The 22,111-nt window shown below is 68.9% G+C and carries 18 protein-coding genes; 9 read left to right on the forward strand and 9 right to left on the reverse strand.

Annotated features, from left to right (window positions below; genetic code table 11):
* Window positions 1-37: 37 nt before the first annotated feature.
* From ACVN9Z_RS04000 to ACVN9Z_RS04020, 5 genes are all read right to left on the reverse strand, one after another.
* Entirely contained in the window at window positions 38-1,195 is a 1,158-nt protein-coding gene (locus ACVN9Z_RS04000) for an MBL fold metallo-hydrolase (protein ID WP_458213146.1), read from the reverse strand.
* Window positions 1,188-2,528: an MFS transporter gene (locus ACVN9Z_RS04005; RefSeq protein ID WP_006385805.1), complete on the reverse strand. Its 1,341-nt coding sequence runs from the start codon at window positions 2,526-2,528 to the stop codon at window positions 1,188-1,190. Before ACVN9Z_RS04005 ends, ACVN9Z_RS04000 begins: the two co-directional genes overlap by 8 nt.
* Before the next feature lie 50 nt (window positions 2,529-2,578).
* On the reverse strand, window positions 2,579-4,234 hold the full coding sequence (locus ACVN9Z_RS04010) for a urocanate hydratase (RefSeq protein WP_458213147.1): 1,656 nt from the start codon (window positions 4,232-4,234) through the stop codon (window positions 2,579-2,581).
* A 10-nt stretch (window positions 4,235-4,244) separates the two neighbouring features.
* Window positions 4,245-5,336 carry a DUF917 domain-containing protein gene (locus tag ACVN9Z_RS04015; protein ID WP_054499216.1) on the reverse strand — a complete coding sequence of 364 codons (1,092 nt, stop codon included), beginning with the start codon at window positions 5,334-5,336 and terminating at the stop codon, window positions 4,245-4,247.
* A gap of 216 nt (window positions 5,337-5,552) precedes the next feature.
* Window positions 5,553-6,449, reverse strand: coding sequence for a LysR family transcriptional regulator (locus ACVN9Z_RS04020; protein WP_006385802.1), 897 nt, complete (start codon window positions 6,447-6,449; stop codon window positions 5,553-5,555).
* Window positions 6,450-6,550: 101 nt separating this feature from the next.
* Here ACVN9Z_RS04020 and ACVN9Z_RS04025 point away from each other — a divergent pair, with 101 nt between their 5' ends.
* Both ACVN9Z_RS04025 and ACVN9Z_RS04030 read left to right on the forward strand, forming a co-directional pair.
* On the forward strand, window positions 6,551-7,906 hold the full coding sequence (locus ACVN9Z_RS04025; RefSeq protein ID WP_458213148.1) for a dihydroorotase: 1,356 nt from the start codon (window positions 6,551-6,553) through the stop codon (window positions 7,904-7,906).
* Window position 7,907: 1 nt separating this feature from the next.
* Window positions 7,908-9,170, forward strand: a complete 1,263-nt coding sequence (locus ACVN9Z_RS04030) for an allantoate amidohydrolase (protein WP_458213149.1) — start codon at window positions 7,908-7,910, stop codon at window positions 9,168-9,170.
* Here the strand turns inward: ACVN9Z_RS04030 and ACVN9Z_RS04035 are convergent.
* Window positions 9,167-9,607, reverse strand: coding sequence for a hypothetical protein (locus ACVN9Z_RS04035; RefSeq protein WP_054486015.1), 441 nt, complete (start codon window positions 9,605-9,607; stop codon window positions 9,167-9,169). The genes ACVN9Z_RS04030 and ACVN9Z_RS04035 overlap by 4 nt on opposite strands.
* Window positions 9,608-9,807: 200 nt before the next feature.
* Here ACVN9Z_RS04035 and ACVN9Z_RS04040 point away from each other — a divergent pair, with 200 nt between their 5' ends.
* Window positions 9,808-9,975, forward strand: a complete 168-nt coding sequence (locus tag ACVN9Z_RS04040; protein WP_006385798.1) for a hypothetical protein — start codon at window positions 9,808-9,810, stop codon at window positions 9,973-9,975.
* A 181-nt stretch (window positions 9,976-10,156) separates the two neighbouring features.
* On the opposite strand, the gene ACVN9Z_RS04045 is transcribed toward ACVN9Z_RS04040, so the two are convergent.
* Genes ACVN9Z_RS04045 through ykgO form a run of 3 tightly spaced genes read right to left on the reverse strand, consistent with a single transcriptional unit; the run spans window position 10,157 to window position 13,114 of the window.
* Window positions 10,157-11,809 carry a nucleoside recognition domain-containing protein gene (locus ACVN9Z_RS04045; RefSeq protein WP_458213150.1) on the reverse strand — a complete coding sequence of 551 codons (1,653 nt, stop codon included), beginning with the start codon at window positions 11,807-11,809 and terminating at the stop codon, window positions 10,157-10,159.
* 30 nt (window positions 11,810-11,839) lie between these two features.
* Entirely contained in the window at window positions 11,840-12,964 is a 1,125-nt protein-coding gene (locus tag ACVN9Z_RS04050) for an NAD(P)/FAD-dependent oxidoreductase (protein WP_223308546.1), read from the reverse strand.
* Between the two features lie 9 nt (window positions 12,965-12,973).
* Window positions 12,974-13,114, reverse strand: coding sequence for a type B 50S ribosomal protein L36 (gene ykgO, locus ACVN9Z_RS04055; RefSeq protein WP_006385796.1), 141 nt, complete (start codon window positions 13,112-13,114; stop codon window positions 12,974-12,976).
* A gap of 215 nt (window positions 13,115-13,329) precedes the next feature.
* Here ykgO and ACVN9Z_RS04060 point away from each other — a divergent pair, with 215 nt between their 5' ends.
* The 6 genes from ACVN9Z_RS04060 (at window position 13,330) to ACVN9Z_RS04085 (ending at window position 22,049) form a co-directional block, all read left to right on the forward strand.
* A complete protein-coding gene (locus ACVN9Z_RS04060; protein WP_049054780.1) occupies window positions 13,330-14,040 on the forward strand; it encodes a GntR family transcriptional regulator in 711 nt (236 codons plus the stop codon).
* Entirely contained in the window at window positions 14,037-16,655 is a 2,619-nt protein-coding gene (gene acnD, locus ACVN9Z_RS04065) for a Fe/S-dependent 2-methylisocitrate dehydratase AcnD (RefSeq protein ID WP_006385794.1), read from the forward strand. The genes ACVN9Z_RS04060 and acnD overlap by 4 nt, the downstream gene beginning before the upstream one ends.
* A 64-nt stretch (window positions 16,656-16,719) precedes the next feature.
* Complete coding sequence (gene prpF / locus ACVN9Z_RS04070) at window positions 16,720-17,904, forward strand: 2-methylaconitate cis-trans isomerase PrpF (RefSeq protein ID WP_020926233.1); 1,185 nt, start codon at window positions 16,720-16,722, stop codon at window positions 17,902-17,904.
* Between the two features lie 130 nt (window positions 17,905-18,034).
* Entirely contained in the window at window positions 18,035-18,535 is a 501-nt protein-coding gene (locus tag ACVN9Z_RS04075) for a sigma-70 family RNA polymerase sigma factor (RefSeq protein ID WP_006385792.1), read from the forward strand.
* Window positions 18,529-19,497, forward strand: a complete 969-nt coding sequence (locus ACVN9Z_RS04080) for a FecR domain-containing protein (RefSeq protein WP_020926232.1) — start codon at window positions 18,529-18,531, stop codon at window positions 19,495-19,497. The genes ACVN9Z_RS04075 and ACVN9Z_RS04080 overlap by 7 nt, the downstream gene beginning before the upstream one ends.
* Window positions 19,498-19,577: 80 nt before the next feature.
* Window positions 19,578-22,049 (forward strand): TonB-dependent siderophore receptor, encoded by a 2,472-nt coding sequence (locus ACVN9Z_RS04085; RefSeq protein ID WP_054446777.1) that lies wholly within the window; start codon window positions 19,578-19,580, stop codon window positions 22,047-22,049.
* Window positions 22,050-22,111 lie beyond the last annotated feature (62 nt).

A 22,111-nucleotide genomic window follows, 5' to 3' on the forward strand; every position in this document is an offset into this window, starting at 1 on the left:
TCAACACACAAAGACTTCATCTCGCCTCCGACGATGCTTACGGTTGCTTCACGGGAATACGCATCAAATCCTGGCCCAGCACCACCGGCCCCTTGAAGGTCTCGCGGGCATGCAGCCAATGCTCGGCCGGCGCGTCGCCTGGCACCAGGTGCGACAGCACCAGCTTGCGCACACCGGCCCGCGTGGCCGCCTCGCCCGCCTGCTGCGGCGTGGTGTGCGCCTCCAGCAGCTGCCGCGCCAGCGCCTGCTGGCGCGCATCCCATGGCTTGGGGCCGACGATGTGGTCGACCCAGGCGGGATCGATCGCCTCGTGCACCAGGATGTCGGCGCCGCGCGCCAGCTTGACCAGGTTGGGACTGAGCGCGGTGTCGCCGGAGAACACCACCGATCCCGACGCGGTGTCGAAGCGGTAGGCGAAGTTGGGATACACCAGCCCGTGCGGCACCAGGATGGCGCTGACCGTCACGCGCTCGTCGCGCCAGACCTCGAAGGGCTCCATCGGCGGCGCGGGATCGACGTTCGGATCCTTAACCACCCCGGCCGGCACGACGATGTCGTGGGCCTGGAAGAAACCGCGCACATCCGGCACGCCTTCGCTGCGCACGCGGATGTTCAGGTCGGCGGCCATGCCCGCCACCATCGAGTCCACCAGGTCCGCCGTGCCGGCTCCGGGGTTCTCGGCATGGATCACCGGATCGCCCGCCAGGCCCGGCGCCAGCGGCGGCAAAGCGCCGCGGCGGCCCGGCCCGTAGATCTGCAACGACGCCTTGGCGCGGCGGCGCGCGCTGGGGTCGTACATCAGCAGGCTGGCCAGGTCGATGATGTGGTCCGTATGCAGGTGCGTGAGGAACACGGCCTGCTCGGCGCCGGGCTTGATGCCGGCGCGGCGCAATTGCCGGTAGGCGCCCGAGCCCAGGTCGACCAGGTAGGCCTTGCCGTCCACCACCAGCGCCGATGAGATGCCGTGGGGCGCCTCATTGCCGTACCAGGTCGGGCCGCCGGCCACGCCCAGCAGCACCAGTTCGGCGCCCTCCGCCGCCGGCGCGGCTGGCGCGGCGGGCGCGGCCAGCATCGCCGCCACGCCCAGCGCAGCGGCGGCGCGGCCGAACCAGCGGCGCAGGCCGCCGGCGGCCAACCGGCACGCCGGCAAGCTTGCCGGCGCCACATCCGCGAACCGCATGTGGGCCTCAGACATGATTCTTCTGCGGCAGCACGGTCAACGCCACCAACGCCACCACGCAGGCGCCCATCACGTACAGCGCCGGCGCGAAGGCCACGCCGGTGGTGTAGGTGATCCAGGTCAGGATGGCCGGCGCGAAGCCGCCCAGCACCGTCACCGCGGTGTTGTAGGCCAGGGACATGCCGGACGAGCGCACCGCCGTCGGGAACACTTCCGACAGCGCCGACGGCGCGGTGCCGACGTACAGCGCCACCAGCAGGCAGAACGACGACTGCACCACGATCAGCGCGAACTGGGTGTGGTTGGCCTGCAGCCACATCATCAGCGGATACACCGCGATCAGCAGCAACAGCGCCGAGGCCCGCAACACGGTGCGACGGCCATAGCGGTCGGACAGGGTGCCCGAGAAGAAGCAGCCGCCGATCAGGAACAGGTTGCCGATCAGCGCGCCCAGGAAGGCCTGCGAGCTGGTGAAACCCATGCTCTTTTGCACGTAGATCGGCATGAAGATGATCAGCGCGTACGGGCCGATGGCCCACAGCACCGACATGCACAGGCCGGTGAACAGCTCGCGCGGATAGTCGCGCAGCACGCTCAAGAGCGGCGCCTTGACGGGCTTGCCGCTGGCGGCCTGGCGCTGCTGCTCTTCGCGGAAATGCGGCGTCTCGTCCAGCGTGCGGCGCATCCACAGGCCCACCGGCGCGATCGACAGACCGACGATGAACGGAATGCGCCAGCCCCACTCGCCCACCTGGTCTTCGGTCAGCAGCGTGGTCACCAGCGTGGCGACCAGCGCGCCAAGCAGGTTGGAGATGCCCATGCTGGCCTGCAGCCACGACGCATACTGGCCCCGCTTGCCGGCCGGCGCATGCTCGACCAGGAAGGCGGTGGCGCCGCCCACTTCGCCGCCGGCCGAGAACCCCTGCAGCATGCGGCCGCACACGATCAGCAGCGGCGCGCCCACGCCGATGGCGGCGTACGGCGGCGCGATGGCGATCAGCAGCGTGCCCAGCGCCATCAGCATGATGGTCAGCGTCAGCGCGGCCTTGCGGCCGGCGCGGTCGCCGTACGCCCCCAGCATCAGCGCGCCCAGGGGCCGCACCACGAAGCCCAGCCCGAAGGCCAGGAACGAGGCCATCAGCTGCACCGTCGGATCTTCGTTGTGGAAGAAGTTCTGCCCGATGTACACCGCGAACAGCGCGTAGACCGAAAAGTCGTACCACTCCAGGGCGTTGCCGATGGAAGCGGCGATGACCGCCTTCTTGGCGCCCTTGTGCTCGTCGGCGCCCGCGTGGGCGGCATTGCCCCCCACCATCCCCGCGCCCGGGTTGATTGCGATGTTTTTCATTGACGTTCCCGTTGATTCGCCCCGTATCCGGGGCTGTTATGTATTGCCTTTCAAACCTGCGTCGCCGTCGTGTCGATACGGTCGATACCCTTCCTGCCCACTTCGTCCAGCGCCTCTTCGTAGCCGGCGTCGGCATAGCGCAGCACGCCGCTGGCGGTGTCGTTGGTCAGCGACAGCGACAGGCGCTGCGCCGCCGCGTCGGTGCCATCGGCCACCACCGTCACGCCGGCGCTGGTCATATAGCCGCTGTAGCCGCCGCCGCCCGAGTGGATCGCCACCAGGTCGGCGCTGGACGAACAGTTGATCATCGCGTTCAGCAGCGGCCAGTCGGCGATGGCGTCGGAGCCGTCGCGCATGTTCTCGGTCATGATGTTCGGATGCGCCATGGCGCCGGCGTCCAGGTGGTCGCGGGTGAAGGCCACCGGCGCAGCCAGGATGCCGGCGCGCACCATGCGGTTCACCTCCAGCGCCAGTTCCGTGCGCTCGCCGTGGCCGAGCCAGGCGATGCGCGCGGGCAGGCCCTCGAACGGCACCGATTCGCGCGCCAGCCGGATCCAGTTGGACACGATCAGGTTGTCGGGGAAGCGCCGCAGCAGGAAGTCGTCGATCTTGCGGATGTCACCGGGGTCGTTGGACAGCGCGATCCAGCGGAACGGGCCGATGGCGCGCGCGAACAGCGGGCGCAGGAAGGCCTCGGTGAACACCGGGATCTCGAAGGCGCGCTCGACGCCGCCCTGCTTCGCATGGGTGCGGATCAGGTTGCCGTTGTCGAACACCACCGCGCCGCGGTCCTTGAAACCCAGCATCGCGGTGACGTGGCGCACGATCGAGCGGCGGCTGGCGTCCATCAGGCCGGCCATGTCGTCGCGGCGCATGCGCGCCACCTGCTCCAGCGTGTGGCCGGCCGGCACGTAGCCGTAGACCAGGTCATGCGCCGAGGTCTGGTCGGTGACGATGTCGGGCACGATGCCGCGCGCCAGGATCTCGGGATACACGTCGGCGGCATTGCCGAGCAGGCCCACCGACAGCGGACGGCGCGCCGCCTGCGCGTCGCGGATCAGCGCCAGCGCCTCGTCCAGCGAGTCGGCACGGCACTCCAGGAAGCCGGCCTTGATGCGTTTCTCGATGCGTTCCGGATCGATCTCGACCGTCAGGATGGCGGCGTTGGCCATGCGGCCCGCCAGCGGCTGGGCGCCGCCCATGCCGCCCATGCCCGCGGTCAGGATGAAGCGGCCGCGCAGGTCGTTGTCGAAATGGCGCTCGGCGATGCGCGAGAAGATCTCGTAGGTGCCCTGGATCACGCCCTGCGAGCCGATGTACTGCCAGTCGCCGGCGGTCAGGCCGCCCCAGCAGATCAGGTTGTCGTCCTGCATGCGGTAGAAGTTCTCGGCATGCGCCCACTGCCCCACCATATTGCAGTTGGCCATGATCACGATCGGCGCCTGCGGATGGGTGCGCAGCACGCCGATGGGCTTGCCGGACTGCACGATCAGGGTCTGGTCCTCTTCCAGCGTCGTCAGCGCTCGCACGATGGCGTCGTGCGACGGCCAGTCGCGCGCGGCGCGGCCCAGCGCCGCGTACACCACCAGGTTGGCGGGATCCTCGCCCACCGCCAGCACGTTCTCCAGGAGGCGCAGCAGCGCTTCCTGGCGCCAGCCCTTGCAACGCAGCGTGGCGCCGCCCGGCACCTTGAATTCACGTTTCATCAGCGCCCCCTCAGCGACCCAGCGCGTAGCCGGTGAAGTCCATGCCCAGCGCCTTCTCGACGATGGGGTAGACCGACGCGTCGGTGACGCTGGAGGACAGCGGGATGCGCTGCTTGGACACGTGCAGGATGGACACCTGCAAGCCCTCGCGCAGCTTGCCGGCGCTGACCGGATTGCCGTCGGCGTCCAGCGTGGTGATCACGTCCGGATAGCAGGCGATGCGCTCGCCCTGCGCGTCGGTCACGGCCATGTGCTCGTTCATGACGTGGATGACGCGCTTGCCCGCGCCCTCGCCGATCTCGACCGTGCCGATGTCGAAGGCTTCCTCGGTGTACTTGAGGGTGTTGCGCACCACCTTGCCGGAACCGATGATCTCGCCCTGCGTGGCCTTGCAGATGGCGTCGATCACGGCGCTGCCGCCCTTGGGCTGCGCCGCCAGGATGGCTTCGCCCAGCGCCAGCGCGCGGCTGATGCCGCCCAGCGCGGCGTGGCGCCGCACGTACGAGGCGCGGATCGGATTGCGGCAGCTGGCGATGAAGCCGCCGGCCATGTCGGCGGCCTTGCGCAACACCGGCGACACCTTGCCGGTGGCGCCGTGCACGGTCAGTTCCATATAGGCGTTGTTGGCGCGGTTGCCGCCCACGGCGCACTGGATCATCGGCTCGGGGCTGCCGGCCAGGCCCAGCGAACCCATGTCGCCGGTGGGATGGGCGCGGATGTCGCCCACCGCGTCCACCACCTTGGTGCCCAGCACCGCCGACGGCAGCCAGCCGTTGAGCGTGCTGGACATGCCGTTCTGGCCGATGATGAGGCCATACAGGCGCTCGCCCAGCGCGTCCTGCAGGCGCTCGGCCGCCTTGACGTAGTCGATGCCCAGCATCTGCCAGTCGGTCAGGCCGCCCGGCGCGCCGATGGCGGCGGCGGTGGCGATCCAGGCGTCATCGGGCACTTCGTCCATCGACACCAACTCGGGCCGGCCGATGGTCACGGCCAGCGATCCCAGTTCGCGGCCATGCTCGGCCCAGCCGCCCCCGCCACAGGCAAACACCGAACCGCCCCTGACCGCGGCTTCGACATCCTGCATCGTCAAGATTCTTCCCATTGCTGCGCCCTTCCTTTCCCGATTGCGTTTAGCGGCTCCAGCGGCGTTTTGCGCTGGATGGACGAGGGCATCATAGGAACCAATCCTGTTAATGTCGTATTACCTTTTATGCCTTGTTCATAACATTGGGTTAATAGCGGGGCGCGCCCCGAGGGAGCGACCGGCCGGGCGCAAAGGGCACCTAGGGATATCCCCAGGCGCCCGCCGGCGCAAAGCTCAGAGGGAAACGGGCTGGTCGAGCGCCAGCAGCACGTCGATGAAGGCCTGCGCCAAGCGCGACAACGGCTGCAATTGCAGGTGGAACACATTGACCGGCGCGCTGACGGTATCGGCGATCGGCACGGTCACCACCTGCGACCAGATCGGGCCGGCCACGGTGATCTCGTCCACCAGCGCCACCCCGGCGCCGGCCTGCACCAGGGCGCAGGCCACGTGCGCCTGCTGCACCTCGATGCGCGGCTCGGGCTGCGCGTCCTCGGCGCCGAACAGCTTATGCACCAGCATGCCGAAGGGAATGTCGGCGCTATAGCCGATCAACGGCTCGCGCGCCAGTTCGGCGGCGGTCACCTGGCGGCGCGCGGCCAGCGGATGGCCGGCCGGCAGCACCGCCACGATGCGGTTCTCGTACAGCGGCCGGGTCGCCAGGCTGGGATGATTCACCGGCATGTAGGCCACGCCCAGCTCCACCTGCTGGGTCAGCAGCGACTGCTCCATCACCGCCGGGATCAGCGTCTGCAGCACGATGCGGATTTCCGGATGCAGTTGGCGAAAGCGGGCGATGGCGCGCGGCAGCAGCGACTGGCCCAGGCTCGGGCTACAGGACAGGCGCAACTGGCCCTCGCGGTTCTCGGCCAGGTTGTCGGCCACCTCGTTGACGCGCTGCACGTTCTGGTAGAGCGCGGTCACTTCGACGAACAGCCGCCGCGCTTCCGGCGTGGGGTACAGCCGCCCCTTGATGCGCTCGAACAGCATCAGGCCCAGGCGCTGCTCGGTGTAGGCGATGAGCCGGCTGACGGCCGGTTGCGACACGAACAGCAGCTTGGAAGCGCCACTGATCGAGCCGCTCAACATGATGGCGCGGAAGACCTCGATCTGGCGCAGATTCAATTTCATATGCTTAACCTGATGTTAATTCCCATGCACATATAAGCATAAGACGTTTTGAATCGCGCTTACTACACTGCCCTTCAGTTCTTCATTGGATGGAAGGGGTCATGAGCGATTTCGATTGGGTGGTGCGCGGCAATATCGTCGATCCGCACGGCATCGTGGAAAACGGCTGGCTGGCCGTGCGGGACGGCAGGATCGCCGCGCGCGGCGCCGGCGCGGCCCCCGCGGCGCGCGACAGCGTCGACGCCAGCGGGCAGTGGATCATCCCCGGCGTGGTCGACGGCCAGGTGCACTCCGGCAGCCAGGCCAACCAGGAAGGGCTGGGCTGGGCTTCGCGCGCCGCCGCCGCCGGCGGCGTCACGGTCATGGTCGACATGCCCTACGACGATCCCGAACCGGTCGCCTCGCGCCCGCACCTGGACGCCAAGATCGCCGAGGTCGAGCGCGACTGCCACGTCGACGTGGCGCTGTTCGGCACCCTGAACAAGGAACACGGCCTGGCGGCCGCCGCCGGCCTGATCGAAGGCGGCGTCTGTGCCTTCAAGTTCTCGACCTTCGAAGCCACCCCCGGCCGCTTCCCGCGTATCGAGGAAGACGACCTGTACGAGGCTTTCCGCCTGATCGCGCCGTCCGGCCTGGTGTGCGGCGTGCACAACCAGATGCAGGAGATGACGCGCAAGAACATCGCCCGCCTGATCGAGGCCGACGACACCGGCTGGGACGCCTTCATGCGCGCCCATACGCCCCTGATCGAGAACCTGGCCACCGCGCTGATCTACGAGATCGGCGCCGAAACCGGCGCCCGCGCCCACGCGGTGCACGTGTCGACCTCGCGCGGCTTCGAGATCTGCAACATGTACCGCCGCAACGGCCACCGCGCCAGCATCGAGACCTGCGTGCAGTACCTGATGCTGAACCACGAGGAACACACGCGCCGCTTCGGCGCCAAGACCAAGCATTACCCGCCGATCCGCCCCAAGGCCGAGGTCGACCTGCTGTGGACCCACATCGCCAACGACGAATGCACCTTCGTGTCGTCGGATCACGTCAGCTGGGGCCTGGAGCGCAAACAGAACCCCAACGTCTTCAAGAACTCGTCCGGCGGCCCGGGCCTGGAAACGCTGCTGCCGGCCTTCTGGACCGGTTGCGAGGAACACGGCATCTCGCCGTCGATGGTGGTGCGCCAACTGTGCGACAACCCCGCGCGCCACTTCCTGCTGGACGACCGCAAGGGCACGCTGGACGTCGGCAAGGACGCCGACATCGTCATCCTGACGCCGGAGCGCCATGCCTACGATCCGTCCACCAGCCTGTCGGCGGTGCAATGGAGTTCGTTCGAGGGCCGCGAGTTCACCGTGCGCGTGGCCGGCACCTGGTGCCGCGGCCAGCAGGTCTACGACGGCCGCCGCATCGTCAACAACCAGGGCGACGGCCGCTTCCTGCGTCCGCGCAAGGCGTGAAATGGCTATGTCCTTGCCCCCATTGAACGCCGAGCGCCTCTGGCAGCGTGTCGAGACCCTGTCACGCTACACCCTGCCCGACCAGCCCTGGACCCGCCGCGCCTTTTCGCCGCTGTTCCTCGAAGCGCGCGACTGGCTGCGCGGTGAATTCGAGGCCGCGGGTTTGACCACCCGCCTGGACGCCGGCGGCAACCTCATCGGCACCCGCGCCGGCCGCAACGCGCAACGCCAGCCCATCGCCACCGGCTCGCACTGCGACACCGTGATGAGCGGCGGCCGCTTTGACGGCATCATCGGCGTGCTGGCCGGCATCGAGGTCGCCCACACCATGCGGGAACACGGCATCGAACTGGAGCATCCCTTCGAGGTCATCGACTTCCTGTCGGAAGAACCCAGCGACTACGGCATCTCCTGCGTCGGCAGCCGCGCCCTGAGCGGCCAACTCAGCGCCGACATGCTGGCCGCGCGCAACGCCGACGGCGAGACGCTGGCGCAGGGCATCGCCCGCATCGGCGGCGATCCGACCGCGCTGACCCAGCCCCTGCGCGGCCCGGACGGCACCGCCGCCTTCGTCGAACTGCACATCGAGCAAGGCCCGGTGCTGGAAAGCCGCCAGCTGCCCATCGGCGTGGTCACCAACATCGTCGGCATCCGCCGCGTGCTGATCACGGTCGAAGGCCAGCCCGATCACGCCGGCACCACGCCCATGGACATCCGCCGCGACGCCCTGGTGGGCGCGGCCCGCATCATCGACGCCGCCAGCCGCCAGGCCAGCGCCGCCAGCGGCAAGCCGCACTACGTGGTCGCCACCGTCGGCAAGCTCGCCATGACGCCCAACGCCGCCAACGCCGTGCCTGGCCGCGTCGAACTGACGCTGGAAATGCGCAGCGACAGCAACGCCGTGCTGGACGCTTTCCCCGAAACGCTGATGGCCGGCGTGGCCGCCGACCTGAAGGCGCTGCGCCTGACCGCCGGCTTCGTGCAACTGAGCCGGGCCCAGCCCACCGACTGCACGCCGCTGGTGATGGACGCGGTGCAGGCCGCCGCCGACCAGCTCGGCTACGCCAGCATGCGCCTGCCCAGCGGCGCCGGCCACGACGCCGTCTACATGGCGCCCACCGGCCCCATCGGCATGATCTTCATCCCCTGCCTGAACGGGCGCAGCCACTGCCCCGAGGAGTGGATCGAGCCGGCGCAGCTGCTGGACGGCACCCGCGTGCTGTACCAGACCGTGCTGGAACTGGATCGCAGGCTGCGCGGCTAGCGCCGCGATCCGGCCGTCCGGCGCAGGACGCCGCGCACAACCGCGGCGGCCAGCGCCAGCGGCAGCGCGATATCCCACTGGTCCAGGAACAACTCGAAGGTCGCCTCCCCGCGCGCCCAGGTGTTGCCGAACACTTGGGGGTCGGGCGGCCCGAGATAGATGGCGAGCAACGCCGCCACGGCGACGAGCGCGGCGCGCCCCGGCGCCGACAGCCTGGCCCGCCACAACCGCTCGGCCAGCGCCAGGGCCGCCGTCGCGACCAGCCCGGCGAATATCGCATCGAGGAAGAAATCGGCGCGCTCGTACATATAGGGCGCCTGGGGAATTTCCAGCCCATAGCTGCCCGTGCGCAGCTTGGCGGTCAGGCAGGCGCCGAACAACGACGCCGTGGCGAAGAACAGCAGGAAATCGCGCAGGCGCGACAGCAATCTGGGCATGGGAAAGGTCGGGAAACGGCAGGCAGCCCGCAGCATGCCACAAAGCCGCCTCGCGTCGCCCGCGCATACGGCGGCCGGGGCGCGTTCCCCGGCACCCCGCCCCCGAGCCGCAAGAACCACGCCCCGCCGCGCCGGGCGTAAACTGGCAACAGCACCATACGCTGCACGCGGCTGCCGAGGGGCAGCCGCCGGAGATGACCATGCATGCCACCACCACACGCGCACTTGCCTTGCTGGCCGCCCTGCTGATCCTGGGCGGCTGTTCCTCGCTGGGTCCCGGCGGCCCGCCGCACCCGGGCGCCGCCAATCCTTACAGCAGCGGCGGCTTCCATGATGCCGGCCCCAACTATCCGGACACCGGTCCCTGAAACAGGCCGGATCGCCTCGCACGCGCCATCCGCCGGCCCGCGCGGGGTACTGTTGACTGTCGATGCCCGCGCTAGGCGCTCCGGGCCGCGTCCAACGCGGCGCGCGGCTCATTGGCCAGCCGGAACCACCGCTGCACCCGCTGCCAGTGCGCCTCGCCATAGAGCCGGCGAAATTCTCCTTTCAGATCAACAGCCACGCCAACAGCCAGGCCGTCACCGCCGAGGTCGCGGCCTGGCGGGCCGCCAGGGTCCAGGCGTGGCGGGCGCCGAGTTCACGGCCCACCGTCCACAGCGTCACCAGGCACGCCGAGCAGGTCGATGCCAGCCACACGAGCACGAACACCTGCGCCGCATCCAGTTGCGCCAGCAAGGCGCCCTGCCCCTGGTTCAACGCCAGCAGGCCGTCCTTGCGCAACACCGAGAACACCACCCCGGCCGCCGCCTGCGCCGGCAGGCCCAGCGCCGCCATTGGTTCGCGCAGCGATGCCGCCAGCGCCTGCAACGCACCCGCGCCATCCAGCAGCGAAGCCACCAGGCAGATCAGCAGGAACACCGGCATCGCCTGCTTCAGGAACTGCGCCAGCACCGCCCGCAGGCGCCAGGCCACGCCGCGCCAGGACGGCCATTGCAGATACGCCACGCCCGCCAGCGGCGCGGCGTCCTCGGCGCGCAACGCGCCGTGCCAGAGCCGCGTGTGCACGGCGCCCACCACGAACAGCAACAGCAGGTACGGCGCGAACAGCCCCATGCGCCCTGCCGCGCCGAACACCGACAGCGTCGCGCCGATCTGGTAGCTGCAGGCCGAGCCGAAAGCGATCAGGCTGACGCAGGCGCGTCGCGTGCAGGTCGAGCAGCTCCGGCTCTGGAACGTCGCCACCACGTTGCAGCCGAAACCCGACAGCACCGGCACCAGGTCGCGCCCGCTCAGGCCGATGTGCCGCAGCGCCGGATCCAGCGCCGCCGTCATGCGGTCCTTGATGCCGCTTTCCTCGGTCAGTGCCATCGCCAGGCCGATCAGCGCCACCACCGGAAAGGCCCAGATGAATGAATACAAGCCCAGGCTGACGACGCCATAGCCGCCCAGCAGCAATGTCCGCAACGCGGGCGGCGCGCCTGCCAGTGCATGGTCCAGGGGCTCGATGAGGGCCGCGTCGGCCCATGGCTGCAGGAAATCCGACAGGCCATAGGCCAGGTAGACCGGCAGCGCGAAACTGAGCAGCAAGGCCAGCAGCGCGCACCAGGGTCCCAGCAGCGCGTGCTCGAAGGGCGTGCGCTGCGGCCGGCGCGCGGGTCCCGGCCGCCACAGCATTGGCCGGGCCGGCAACTCGGGCAGGGCCACCGCGCCCGCCAGGGCGGTGCGCACCGCCGCCAATTCGCGCGCCGCCGGCGCGCGCGCGTTGATGATCGCCACCGGCACGCCCAGGATCGCGCCGCAGCGCGCCGCCAGAGCGGGCGCGTCATCGCACTTGTCGGCGAAGGTCAGCACTACGCAGATCCGCCGCGCGCCGTGCAGCGCGGCCAGCACCTCGCGCATCAGATCGGGCGCATCGGTGGCGCGCATGACCACCGCCACCACCGCCGTCGGCACCATGCGCGCCATGGCCAGCCGGGTCGCGGCGCTGTCGCCGCGCAACCGCACGCCGGGCGTATCCACCAGGCGCATCGGCGCCCCATGCAGCGCCGCCTCGCGACAAGCCACGGTGGAGCCGGCCACGTTGCTCTCGTCGCCCACGGCCTGGCCGGTCAGGCTGCGGAACAGGGCCGACTTGCCGGCTTTCTCCAGCCCGGCCAACACCACCGTGGCGCCAGCCGGTTCAGCGGGGCCCGAGCGCATTGCACACATCCGCCGCCGTCGCGCTGGCGCTCAACATTCGCAGGCCTCGTCGCAGCAATCGGCGTTGCCGAACGGGCCCCAGGCGCCGCCCGCCGCCGGCTCAGGCGGCGGCAGCCCCAGATGCTGCGCGATGGTGCGCGCCACGCCGTCGAAGCGTTGGCGGAACTTGTAGATGAAGCAATAGATGCGCTGTTCCTGGCGCACTTGCGGCCCTGCCAGGAACAGGCCCGGCATCAGCGTCGATTCGTCGTGTTCCGTCAAGATGGGCCGACCGTCGGGCGTCCAATCGAACGCGTCGCGGATCACCTGCGCGCCGCCGCCGCGCAGAAAGCCGGTGCCCAGGATGGGCGGCTGCGCGGTCGTGAAGGTCCGCCCATCTTCCGCCCGCACCGTGAACCCGGCGTCCCGCCGCCGCGCCTCGACCACGTTGACGCCGAAGGCGATTTCCAGCCGGCCGCTGTCCAGCGCCTGGTACAGGCGCTGGCGGCTGTAGGGCGACAGCGACAGGCTGGGGTCGTGCGGACTGGCCGGGTCCCAGGTCGATTTGCGCGCCAGCAGCTGTACCCGCGCACCGCCCGCGACCAGGTTCACCGCCGCGTCCACCCCGCTCTCGTAGCCACCGACCACCAGGTATTCGTCGGCATCGAAGGCGGACCAGCTGTCCACCTCGGCGTAGTGCACGCAGTCGGCCGCGCCGGCGAAGGGCCGCAGGTCGGGGTACTGGTATTCGCCGGTGGCCCAGACCACCGCGCGCGCCAGCGCCACGCCCTTGGAAGTTTGCAGCCGGAATTCGCCGCGCGCGCCGCGCGTCAGCGCCGACACCTCGCAGCCCGGCGCCAGCGGCAGATCATGCGCCTGCGCCACCCGGGCCAGGTATTGCGCGTAGCGGGGCCCGTCCAGGTGCTCCATGCCCGCCGACAGCGCCGGCGAACTGGTTTCCGTGATGGCATTCAAGTCCGCCAGGCCGAACGGGTTGCTGTAGAACGAGGGCGTGATGAAACGCGTTTCCTGCGGCCAGGACAGGAACGAGGCGCCCACCTGGTGGCGGTCGATCACCGCCAGCCGCCGCACGCCATGCCGGCGTAATGCCACGGCCATGCCGACGCCGGCCGGCCCGGCGCCGACCACCGCGACTTCGAGGACTTTCGACGACACGATGCGCGGCTACTTGTGCTTGGCCCCGCCCTGGCGCGCCTTGAAGCGCGGATTGGATTTGCAGATCACGTAGATGCGCCCGCGGCGCTTGACCACCTGGCAGTCGCGATGGCGGGTCTTGGCGTCTTTGAGAGAGGAAAGGACTTTCATGCGGAAGGCTCCGGCAAGGGGATGGAACGAGGGGCGATGGCCATCGAGGGCCGCCGGCGATACTGAATGATATGTAATAACATTACAGTTGTCACGCCAGTCGCGCCAAGGACGCTTGCGCCCATCTCGGACCAAGGGTAAATTGTTGACAATCAATCGCCATACGGCGTTGTTTATCGGGTTTTCACCCAAAAAACCATCCGATTGTTGACACAATGAGCAAAGTGCTGACGCTGCCGAGCTCCGCGCACGACGACAGCGAGACCCTGGCGGAACAGATTTTCCGCAAGATCCAGTCCGCCATCGTCAAGGGCGAGATCGCCCCGGGCAGCAAGATTTCCGAACCGGAACTGGCGCGCATCCACGGCGTCAGCCGCGGCCCGCTGCGCGAGGCGCTGCACCGGCTCGAGGGCCAGCGATTGCTGGTGCGCGTGCCGCACGCCGGCGCCCGCGTGGTCTCGCTCAGCCCGCAGGAACTGGCCGAACTCTACGAAATCCGCGAATCGCTCGAAGGCATGGCCTGCCGCCTGGCGGCCGAACGCATGGCGCCGGCGGAAGTCGAGGAAGTGCGCCAGGTGCTGCACGCCCACGAAAAAGACGAAGCCTTCCAGGCCGGCATCGGCTACTACCAGCAGGAAGGCGACTACGATTTCCACTACCGTATCGTCAAAGGCAGCGGCAACCAGATGCTGTTCCGCATGCTGTGCGACGAGCTCTACCAGCTGGCGCGGATGTACCGTATCCAGTACTCGACCACCCCCAACCGCCCGCGGCAGTCGTATGCCGAGCATCACCGCATTCTGGACGCCATCGCCGACCGCGATGGCGAACTGGCTGAACTCCTGATGCGCCGCCACATCCGCGCATCCCGTCTCAACATTGAAAAACAGATCGCTCAGGGCAACCTGAAGCGCACCGAGGCATGAACAAATCCTATCGCAAGCCCCTGCAAGGCACCCGCCTGGACTATTTCGACGCGCGCGCCGCCGTGGACGCCATCGCCCCCGGCGCCTACGACCGCCTGCCCTATACCTCGCGCGTGCACGCGGAGAACCTGGTGCGCCGCTGCGATCCGGTGCTGCTGACCGACGCGCTGAAGCAGTTGATCGAACGCCGCCGCGACCTGGACTTTCCGTGGTATCCGGCGCGCGTGGTCTGTCATGACATCCTCGGCCAGACCGCGCTGGTCGACCTGGCCGGCCTGCGCGACGCCATCGCCGACAAGGGCGGCGACCCCGCCAAGGTCAACCCCGTGGTGCCGGTGCAGCTGATCGTCGACCACTCGCTGGCGGTGGAATACGGCGGCAACGATCCCGACGCCTTCGCCAAGAACCGCGCGGTGGAAGACCGCCGCAACGAAGACCGCTTCCACTTCATCGACTGGACCAAGCAGGCCTTCCGCAACATCGAAGTGGTGCCCCCGGGCAACGGCATCATGCACCAGATCAACCTGGAGCGGATGTCGCCGGTGATCTACACGCAGGACGGCGTGGCCTTCCCCGACACGCTGGTCGGCACCGACAGCCACACCCCGCACGTGGACGCGCTGGGCGTGATCGCCATCGGCGTGGGCGGCCTGGAAGCCGAGAACGTGATGCTGGGCCGCGCCTCGTGGATGCGCCTGCCCGACATCGTCGGCGTCGAACTGACCGGCCGCGCCGGCCCCGGCATCACCGCCACCGACGTGGTGCTGACGCTGACCGAATTCCTGCGCAAGGAAAAAGTCGTGGGCGCCTACCTGGAGTTCCACGGCGAAGGCGCCGCCAGCCTGACGCTGGGCGACCGCGCCACCATCTCCAACATGGCGCCCGAGTACGGCGCCACCGCCGCGATGTTCGCCATCGATCAACAGACCATCGACTACCTGCGCCTGACCGGCCGCGAGGACGAGCAGATTGCGCTGGTGGAAAACTACGCCAAAACCGCCGGTCTGTGGGCCGACAGCCTCAAGACCGCCGAATACGAGCGCGTGCTGCGCTTTGACCTGTCGACCGTGGTGCGCACCCTGGCCGGCCCGTCCAATCCGCACCGCCGCCTGCCGGTGGCCGACCTGGCCGAGCGCGGTATCGCCGGCACGGTCGAGAACCAGCCCGGCCTGATGCCCGACGGCGCCGTCATCATCGCCGCCATCACCAGCTGCACCAACACCAGCAACCCGCGCAACGTCATCGCCGCCGGCCTGCTGGCGCGCAACGCCAACCGCGCCGGCCTGACGCGCAAGCCGTGGGTCAAGAGTTCGCTGGCGCCCGGCTCCAAGGCCGTGGCCCTGTACCTGGACGAAGCCGGCCTGACCGCGGACCTGGAAAAGCTCGGCTTCGGCGTCGTGGCATTTGCCTGTACCACGTGCAACGGCATGTCGGGCGCGCTCGACCCCGTGATCCAGCAGGAGATCATCGACCGCGATCTGTACGCCACCGCCGTGCTGTCCGGCAACCGCAATTTCGACGGCCGCATCCACCCCTACGCCAAGCAGGCCTTCCTGGCCTCGCCGCCGCTGGTGGTGGCCTATGCCATCGCCGGCACCATCCGCTTCGACATCGAGCGCGACGTGCTTGGCACCGACGCCAGCGGCCGCGAGATCCGCCTGAAGGACATCTGGCCGAGCGACGAAGAGATCGACGCCATGGTCAAGGCCGCCGTCAAGCCGGAACAGTTCCGCAAGGTCTACGCGCCCATGTTCGGCCTGCGCAACGAGCGCGACGCCGCGGTCGAGCCGCTGTACGCCTGGCGCCCGCAGAGCACCTACATCCGCCGCCCGCCGTACTGGGAAGGCGCGCTGGCCGGCGAGCGCACGCTGCGCGGCATGCGGCCGCTGGCCGTGCTGGGCGACAACATCACCACCGACCACCTGTCGCCGTCCAACGCCATCCTGATGGACAGCGCCGCCGGCGAATACCTGCACAAGATGGGCCTGCCGGAAGAGGACTTCAACTCCTACGCCACCCACCGCGGCGACCACCTGACCGCGCAGCGCGCCACCTTCGCCAATCCCAAGCTGTTCAACGAGATGGTCAGGAACGCCGACGGCACGGTCAAGCAGGGCTCGCTGGCCCGCGTCGAACCGGAAGGCAAGGAGATGCGCATGTGGGAAGCCATCGAGACCTACATGGACCGCAAGCAGCCGCTGATCATCGTGGCCGGCGCCGACTACGGCCAGGGCTCGTCGCGCGACTGGGCCGCCAAGGGCGTGCGCCTGGCCGGCGTCGAGGCCATTGCCGCCGAAGGTTTCGAGCGCATCCACCGCACCAACCTGATCGGCATGGGCGTGCTGCCGCTGGAATTCAAGCCCGGCGTGAACCGCAAGACGCTGGCCCTGGACGGCACCGAGACCTACGACGTGGTGGGCGAGCGCAAGCCGCGCGCCGACCTGACGCTGGTGATCCACCGCCGCAACGGCGAGACCCTGGAAGTGCCGATGACCTGTCGCCTGGACACCGCGGAAGAAGTGTCGATCTACGAGGCCGGCGGCGTGCTGCAACGCTTCGCGCAGGACTTCCTGGAAGCCGAATCGGCCGCCGGTTCGGCCAAGAAGGCCAGCTGACACCCCACCGCATGGCGGGCGCCGCGGCGCCCGCCTTTCCCACCCAAGACATCAGGACTGCCCCATGGCCCATGCCCCCCAGATCAAGATTCCCGCCACCTACATGCGCGGCGGCACCAGCAAAGGCGTGTTCTTCAAGCTCGACGACCTGCCTGAATCCGCCCGCGTGCCGGGCCCGGCCCGCGACGCGCTGCTGATGCGCGTGATCGGCAGCCCCGACCCCTACGGCAAGCAGATCGACGGCATGGGCGCGGCCACCTCCAGCACCAGCAAGACCGTCATCATCGGCAAGAGCAGCCGCCCCGAACATGACGTCGACTACCTGTTCGGCCAGGTCTCGATCGACCAGGCCTTCGTCGACTGGAGCGGCAACTGCGGCAACCTGTCGGCCGCCGTCGGCCCCTTCGCCATCAGCAACGGCCTGGTGGACCCGGACCGCATCCCGCGCAACGGCATCGCCGTGGTGCGCATCTGGCAGGCCAACATCCAGAAGACCATCATCGCCCACGTGCCCATCACCGACGGCGCGGTACAGGAGACCGGCGACTTCGAGCTGGACGGCGTGACCTTCCCGGCCGCCGAGCTGCAACTGGAATTCATGAACCCGGCCGAGGAAGGCGACGGCGGCTCGATGTTCCCCACCGGCAACCTGGTGGACGACCTGGAAGTGCCCGGCATCGGCACCTTCAAGGCCACCATGATCAACTCCGGCATCCCCACCATCTTCCTGGACGCCGAGGCGCTGGGCTACACCGGCACCGAGTTGCAGGACGACATCAACGGCGACGCCGCCGCGCTGGCGCGCTTCGAGACCATCCGCGCCCACGGCGCGCTGCGCATGGGCCTGATCCAGAAACTGGAAGAAGCCGCCGCGCGCCAGCACACGCCCAAGGTGGCCTTCGTGGCCCGTCCCAAGGCCTACACGTCCTCCAGCGGCAAGCAGATCGGCGCCGGCGACATCGACGTGCTGGTGCGCGCCCTGTCCATGGGCAAGCTGCACCACGCCATGATGGGCACCGCTTCGGTCGCCATCGCCACCGCCGCGGCCGTGCCCGGCACGCTGGTCAACCTGGCGGCCGGCGGCGGCCAGCGCGACCAGGTCAACTTCGGCCACCCCTCGGGCACGCTGCGCGTCGGCGCCCAGGCCCAGCTGATCGACGGCGAATGGACGGTCACCAAGGCCATCATGAGCCGCAGCGCGCGCGTGCTGATGGAAGGCCGGGTGCACGTGCCGCCCACCGGGTTCTGAGGCCGGGGCCGCGCCGCCGCCCGGGCAAGCCCCCGGCGGTGGCGCGCCATTTCAGCCGATGCCGGGCGCTTGGATATCGATGTTGATAATGGTTACTATTAACGTCTGATCTACCCGCCCCTGCCCGGCCATGACCCAAAGCAGTCCCCATGCGTCTTTCGAGGATCTCTACGCGCAGCACCAGTCGTGGCTGCGCGACTGGCTGCGCCGCAAGACCGGCTGCCCCTACGACGCCGCCGACCTGACCCACGACACCTACATGAAGGTGCTGTTGCGCAACGAAGACGCGCGCGACTTGCGCGAGCCGCGCGCCTACCTCGTCACCATCGCGCATGGCTTGCTGGTCAATCTGTTCCGTCGGCGCGACATCGAGCGCGCCTATCTCGATTGCCTCGCGGCCCGCGAGGAAACCTCCTGGCCCTCGCCTGAACGCCGGGCGCTGGCGCTGGAAGCGCTGGTACGAATCGATCGGCTGCTCGATGGCCTCCCGCCCAAGGCGCGGCGCGCGTTCCTGCTGCTGCAACTCGAAGGCCTGAAGCACGGCGAGATCGCCGAACGCCTGCAGGTATCGGTCAGCTCCGTGCGGCAATACCTGGCGCTCGCCATGCGCCATTGCCTGGCGTCGTGCTGAACCGTCGCGCGGCCGCCGGCCTGCCCGATGCCGTCCTCCAGGCCGCCAGCGTCTGGTTCGTGCGCCTGGGCGCGGAAGACGCCGGCGCGGACGATCGGCGGCAATGGCAGGAATGGCTGCGGTCCGATCCCCTGCACCAACAGGCCTGGGAACGGGTCGAAGCCCTGGGGCGGGAATTCGGCCACATCGAACCGCGCGCCGGCCTGACGGCCCTGGACAGGCCACGCTCAGCTGGCCGGCGCAAGCTGCTCAAGACCTTGTCGCTGGCATTCGTGGCGGGCGGCGGGGCCCTGGCCGCCCAGGAGCTGCCGTGGGATGCCTGGGGCGCCGACGTGCGCACCGCCACCGGCGAACGGCGGCGGCTGGAGCTGGCCGATGGCAGCATCCTCACCATGAACACCGACAGCGCCGTGGACCTGGCATTCGACGGCGCAAAGCGCGAACTGATCCTGCGGCGTGGCGAAATCCACATCGAGACGCGCCCGGATCCGCTGCGTCCTGCCCGGCCCTTCCTTGTCAGCACGCCCGTCGGCCGCGCCACCGCGCTTGGCACCCGGTTCGACGTCAACCTGATGGGCGATCACGCCCAGGTCGCGGTCGAACAGGGCGCGGTGCGCCTGGAACCACGCCTCGCGACCCATGCCTCGGTCGTCGTGCCGGCGGGCATGGCAGCCACTTTCGACGCCGGTTCGGCGACAGCGCCCACGGCCTTCCCGCCACAGCAACAGGGATGGGTCGACGGCATGCTGTATGCGAACGGCATGCGGCTGGACGCGTTGGTGGCGGCGCTGGCGCGCTATCGGCCCGGCCGCCTGGCCTGCGACCCGGCGGTCGGGTCCCTGCGCATCTCCGGCGCCTATCCGGTGGACGATACCGACCGCGCGCTGGCCGCGATTGAACGCGTGCTGCCGGTTCGCGCCGACCGCCTCACCCGCTATTGGGTCACGGTGAGGGCGCGCTGACACCGACGGGATTGTCACTTTTCCGATCTCGATTGGCATACAGGTGAAGCCTCATTTCTCTTCACCGGAAATCCATCGACATGCACGCTCCCACACGGCGCCCCCTCGCCCCTCGACAAGACGGTCCACGCCTGGCCGGCCTGGCGCTCGCCCTGCTTTCCGCCCTGGCTGGAACCATGCTCTGCCCGGCCGCCGCCCTGGCCCAACCCGCCCTCCAGGCCGACAGCCGCGCCGTCGACATCCCGGCCGGTCCGCTGGGACCGGCCTTGGCCGCCTATGCCCAGCGCATGCGGGTACTGCTGTCGTTCCGTCCCGCCCAGACCGACGGCCTGTCGACGCCCGGCCTGAGCGGCAGCTACGCCGTCGAGGAAGGCTTCGCCCGCCTGCTGTCCGGCACCGCCCTGCGCGTGCGGCGCCTGCCCGACGACAGCTACGCGTTGGAGGCGGCCGCCGCCGAGGGCATCAGCCAACTCGCCGCTGTCACCGTACTGGGCGCGGGCGCCACCACCGAAGGCACCGGCGCCTACACCGCCGACTGGATGCGCTCGGCCAACGGCCTGGTGCTGGCGCAGCGCGACACGCCCCAATCGACCAGTATCGTCACGCGCCAGCAGCTCGACGATCAGGCCATGGGCAGCGTGCGGGACGTGATGGAGAACGCCACCGGCATGAACGTCCAGCAAAGCGAGACAGACCGGCTAAGCTACTACTCGCGCGGTTTCCAGATGGACACCATGCAGTTCGACGGCGTAGTCAAGCCGCTGGACGGCACCTACCAGTTCGGCGAAGGCAATCTGGACCCCGTCATCTACGACCACGTCGAGATCATCCGCGGCGCCACCGGACTGATGAGCGGCACCGGCAACCCGGGCGGTTCAGTGAACTTCATCCGCAAGCGGCCCACGCGCGAATTCCAGGGCAGCCTGCGAGCCATGGGCGGCAGCTACGACACCTATCGCGGTGAAATCGACCTGTCGTCGCCCCTGACCGCGTCCGGCGCGATCCGCGCGCGCATCGTCGGAGCCAAGGAAAGACGCGGCGACACACTGGATTTCTACAGCAAGAAGCGCGACGTGGCCTATGGCATCGTCGAGGCGGATCTCGCGCCGGCCACCACCCTCAGCGCCGGCGCCTCGACGCAGCGCTCGCGTCCCAAGGGCGTGATGTGGGGCGGCCTGCCGATCTTCGACACCAACGGCGATCAGGTCGACTGGAAGAAGGGCCAGACGGTCGGCGCCAAATGGACCACCTGGGACACCGACTCGACCGAGTACTTCGCCCAGCTGGAGCACGGCTTCGCCAACGGCTGGAACGGCCGGCTGTCGTACTCGCGACTGGACAACGACTTCGACGCGTCGCTGCTTTTCGCGGCCGACTTCCCGGTGGACGCGGACACCGGCTACCTCTCGGGCACGCCGACGCTGCGCAAATACCGTGGCCGCAGCAAGCAGGACGTCTATGGCGGATCGTTGACCGGCGACTTCGGCCTGCTCGGCGCGACGCACGAATTCAACCTGGGCTTTTCGCATTCCAGGACGCGCAGCCGGACCAAGGGCTGGAACTCTTCAGACCAGGCCACCTACCCGGTCCCCAACATCCATGACTGGCATGGCGACTGGCCCGAACCGGTCTGGGACCTGGCGGTATCCGACCAGCAATTGCGCACCACCCAGACCGGCATCTTCGGCACCGCCCGCTTCAATCTCGGCAGTCGCCTGCACCTGCTGACCGGCGCGCGCTGGACGCGCTGGGAAGCCGATGAATACCGCTGGAACCAGTGGTCGCCCGATTCCGCCCCCATCACGCTGTCGCAATCGCAGCGCTACTCCGAGATAACGCCCTACCTGGGCGTCACCTACGACCTCGACGATACCTACACGGCCTATGTGAGCTACACCAACATCTTCCAGCCGCAGATGTACAAGACGCGGGACTGGAACATGACCGGTCCGGCGTATGGCCACAATTACGAAGCCGGCATCAAGGCTTCGTATCTGGAGGGCCGCCTGAATGGCTCGTTCGCCGTGTTCCAGACCAACCAGAAGGACGTGGCCGAATACGCCGGCTTCGACGCCGCCCGCAATGAGTCCTGGTACGAGATGCTGGACGGCACGCGCACCCGCGGATTCGAATTGGAACTGGCCGGCGAGGTATCGCCCGGCTGGAACCTGTTCCTGGGTTACACCTACCGGGTATCCAAGGACAACGCCGGCAGGAAGGTCCAGACCACGCAGCCCGAACAGATGCTCAAGGCCAGCACCACGTACCGCCTGCCCGGCGCGCTGCGCGATCTGGTCATCGGCGGCGGCATGCGCTGGCAGAGCCGCACGCGCGCCGTGGGCTATTACGGCGAACAATCCGCCGCCGTGGAGCAACAGCCCTACGCGCTGTTCGACCTGATGGCCCAGTACGATCTCGGCAGGCAGACCCAGCTGCAGCTGAACGTTCGCAATCTCGCGGACAAGCGCTACTACCGCGCCATGGGCTTCTACAACTCGGTCTACTACGGCGAAGGCCGCACCACCCTGGTCACCCTGACGCACCGGTTCTGACTCCGGCATCCTGGCATGGGCCGCGGTATTCTCGGCCGCAGCCCATGCCCTGATCGACGGAG

The sequence above is a fragment of the Achromobacter sp. KK8 genome (assembly GCF_054188005.1).

Bases quoted from the DNA above. Each gene is read 5' to 3' on its own strand.
- ACVN9Z_RS04085 (WP_054446777.1), top strand. From the start codon at position 19,578: ATGCACGCTCCCACACGGCGCCCCCTCGCCCCTCGACAAGACGGTCCA.
- ACVN9Z_RS04030 (WP_458213149.1), top strand. From the start codon at position 7,908: ATGGCTATGTCCTTGCCCCCATTGAACGCCGAGCGCCTCTGGCAGCGT.
- acnD (WP_006385794.1), top strand. From the start codon at position 14,037: ATGAACAAATCCTATCGCAAGCCCCTGCAAGGCACCCGCCTGGACTAT.
- ACVN9Z_RS04035 (WP_054486015.1), bottom strand. From the start codon at position 9,607: ATGCCCAGATTGCTGTCGCGCCTGCGCGATTTCCTGCTGTTCTTCGCC.
- ACVN9Z_RS04010 (WP_458213147.1), bottom strand. From the start codon at position 4,234: ATGAAACGTGAATTCAAGGTGCCGGGCGGCGCCACGCTGCGTTGCAAG.
- prpF (WP_020926233.1), top strand. From the start codon at position 16,720: ATGGCCCATGCCCCCCAGATCAAGATTCCCGCCACCTACATGCGCGGC.
- ACVN9Z_RS04060 (WP_049054780.1), top strand. From the start codon at position 13,330: ATGAGCAAAGTGCTGACGCTGCCGAGCTCCGCGCACGACGACAGCGAG.
- ACVN9Z_RS04015 (WP_054499216.1), bottom strand. From the start codon at position 5,336: ATGGGAAGAATCTTGACGATGCAGGATGTCGAAGCCGCGGTCAGGGGC.
- ACVN9Z_RS04045 (WP_458213150.1), bottom strand. From the start codon at position 11,809: ATGCGCTCGGGCCCCGCTGAACCGGCTGGCGCCACGGTGGTGTTGGCC.
- ACVN9Z_RS04025 (WP_458213148.1), top strand. From the start codon at position 6,551: ATGAGCGATTTCGATTGGGTGGTGCGCGGCAATATCGTCGATCCGCAC.
- ACVN9Z_RS04040 (WP_006385798.1), top strand. From the start codon at position 9,808: ATGCATGCCACCACCACACGCGCACTTGCCTTGCTGGCCGCCCTGCTG.
- ACVN9Z_RS04005 (WP_006385805.1), bottom strand. From the start codon at position 2,528: ATGAAAAACATCGCAATCAACCCGGGCGCGGGGATGGTGGGGGGCAAT.
- ACVN9Z_RS04000 (WP_458213146.1), bottom strand. From the start codon at position 1,195: ATGTCTGAGGCCCACATGCGGTTCGCGGATGTGGCGCCGGCAAGCTTG.
- ACVN9Z_RS04075 (WP_006385792.1), top strand. From the start codon at position 18,035: ATGACCCAAAGCAGTCCCCATGCGTCTTTCGAGGATCTCTACGCGCAG.
- ykgO (WP_006385796.1), bottom strand. From the start codon at position 13,114: ATGAAAGTCCTTTCCTCTCTCAAAGACGCCAAGACCCGCCATCGCGAC.
- ACVN9Z_RS04020 (WP_006385802.1), bottom strand. From the start codon at position 6,449: ATGAAATTGAATCTGCGCCAGATCGAGGTCTTCCGCGCCATCATGTTG.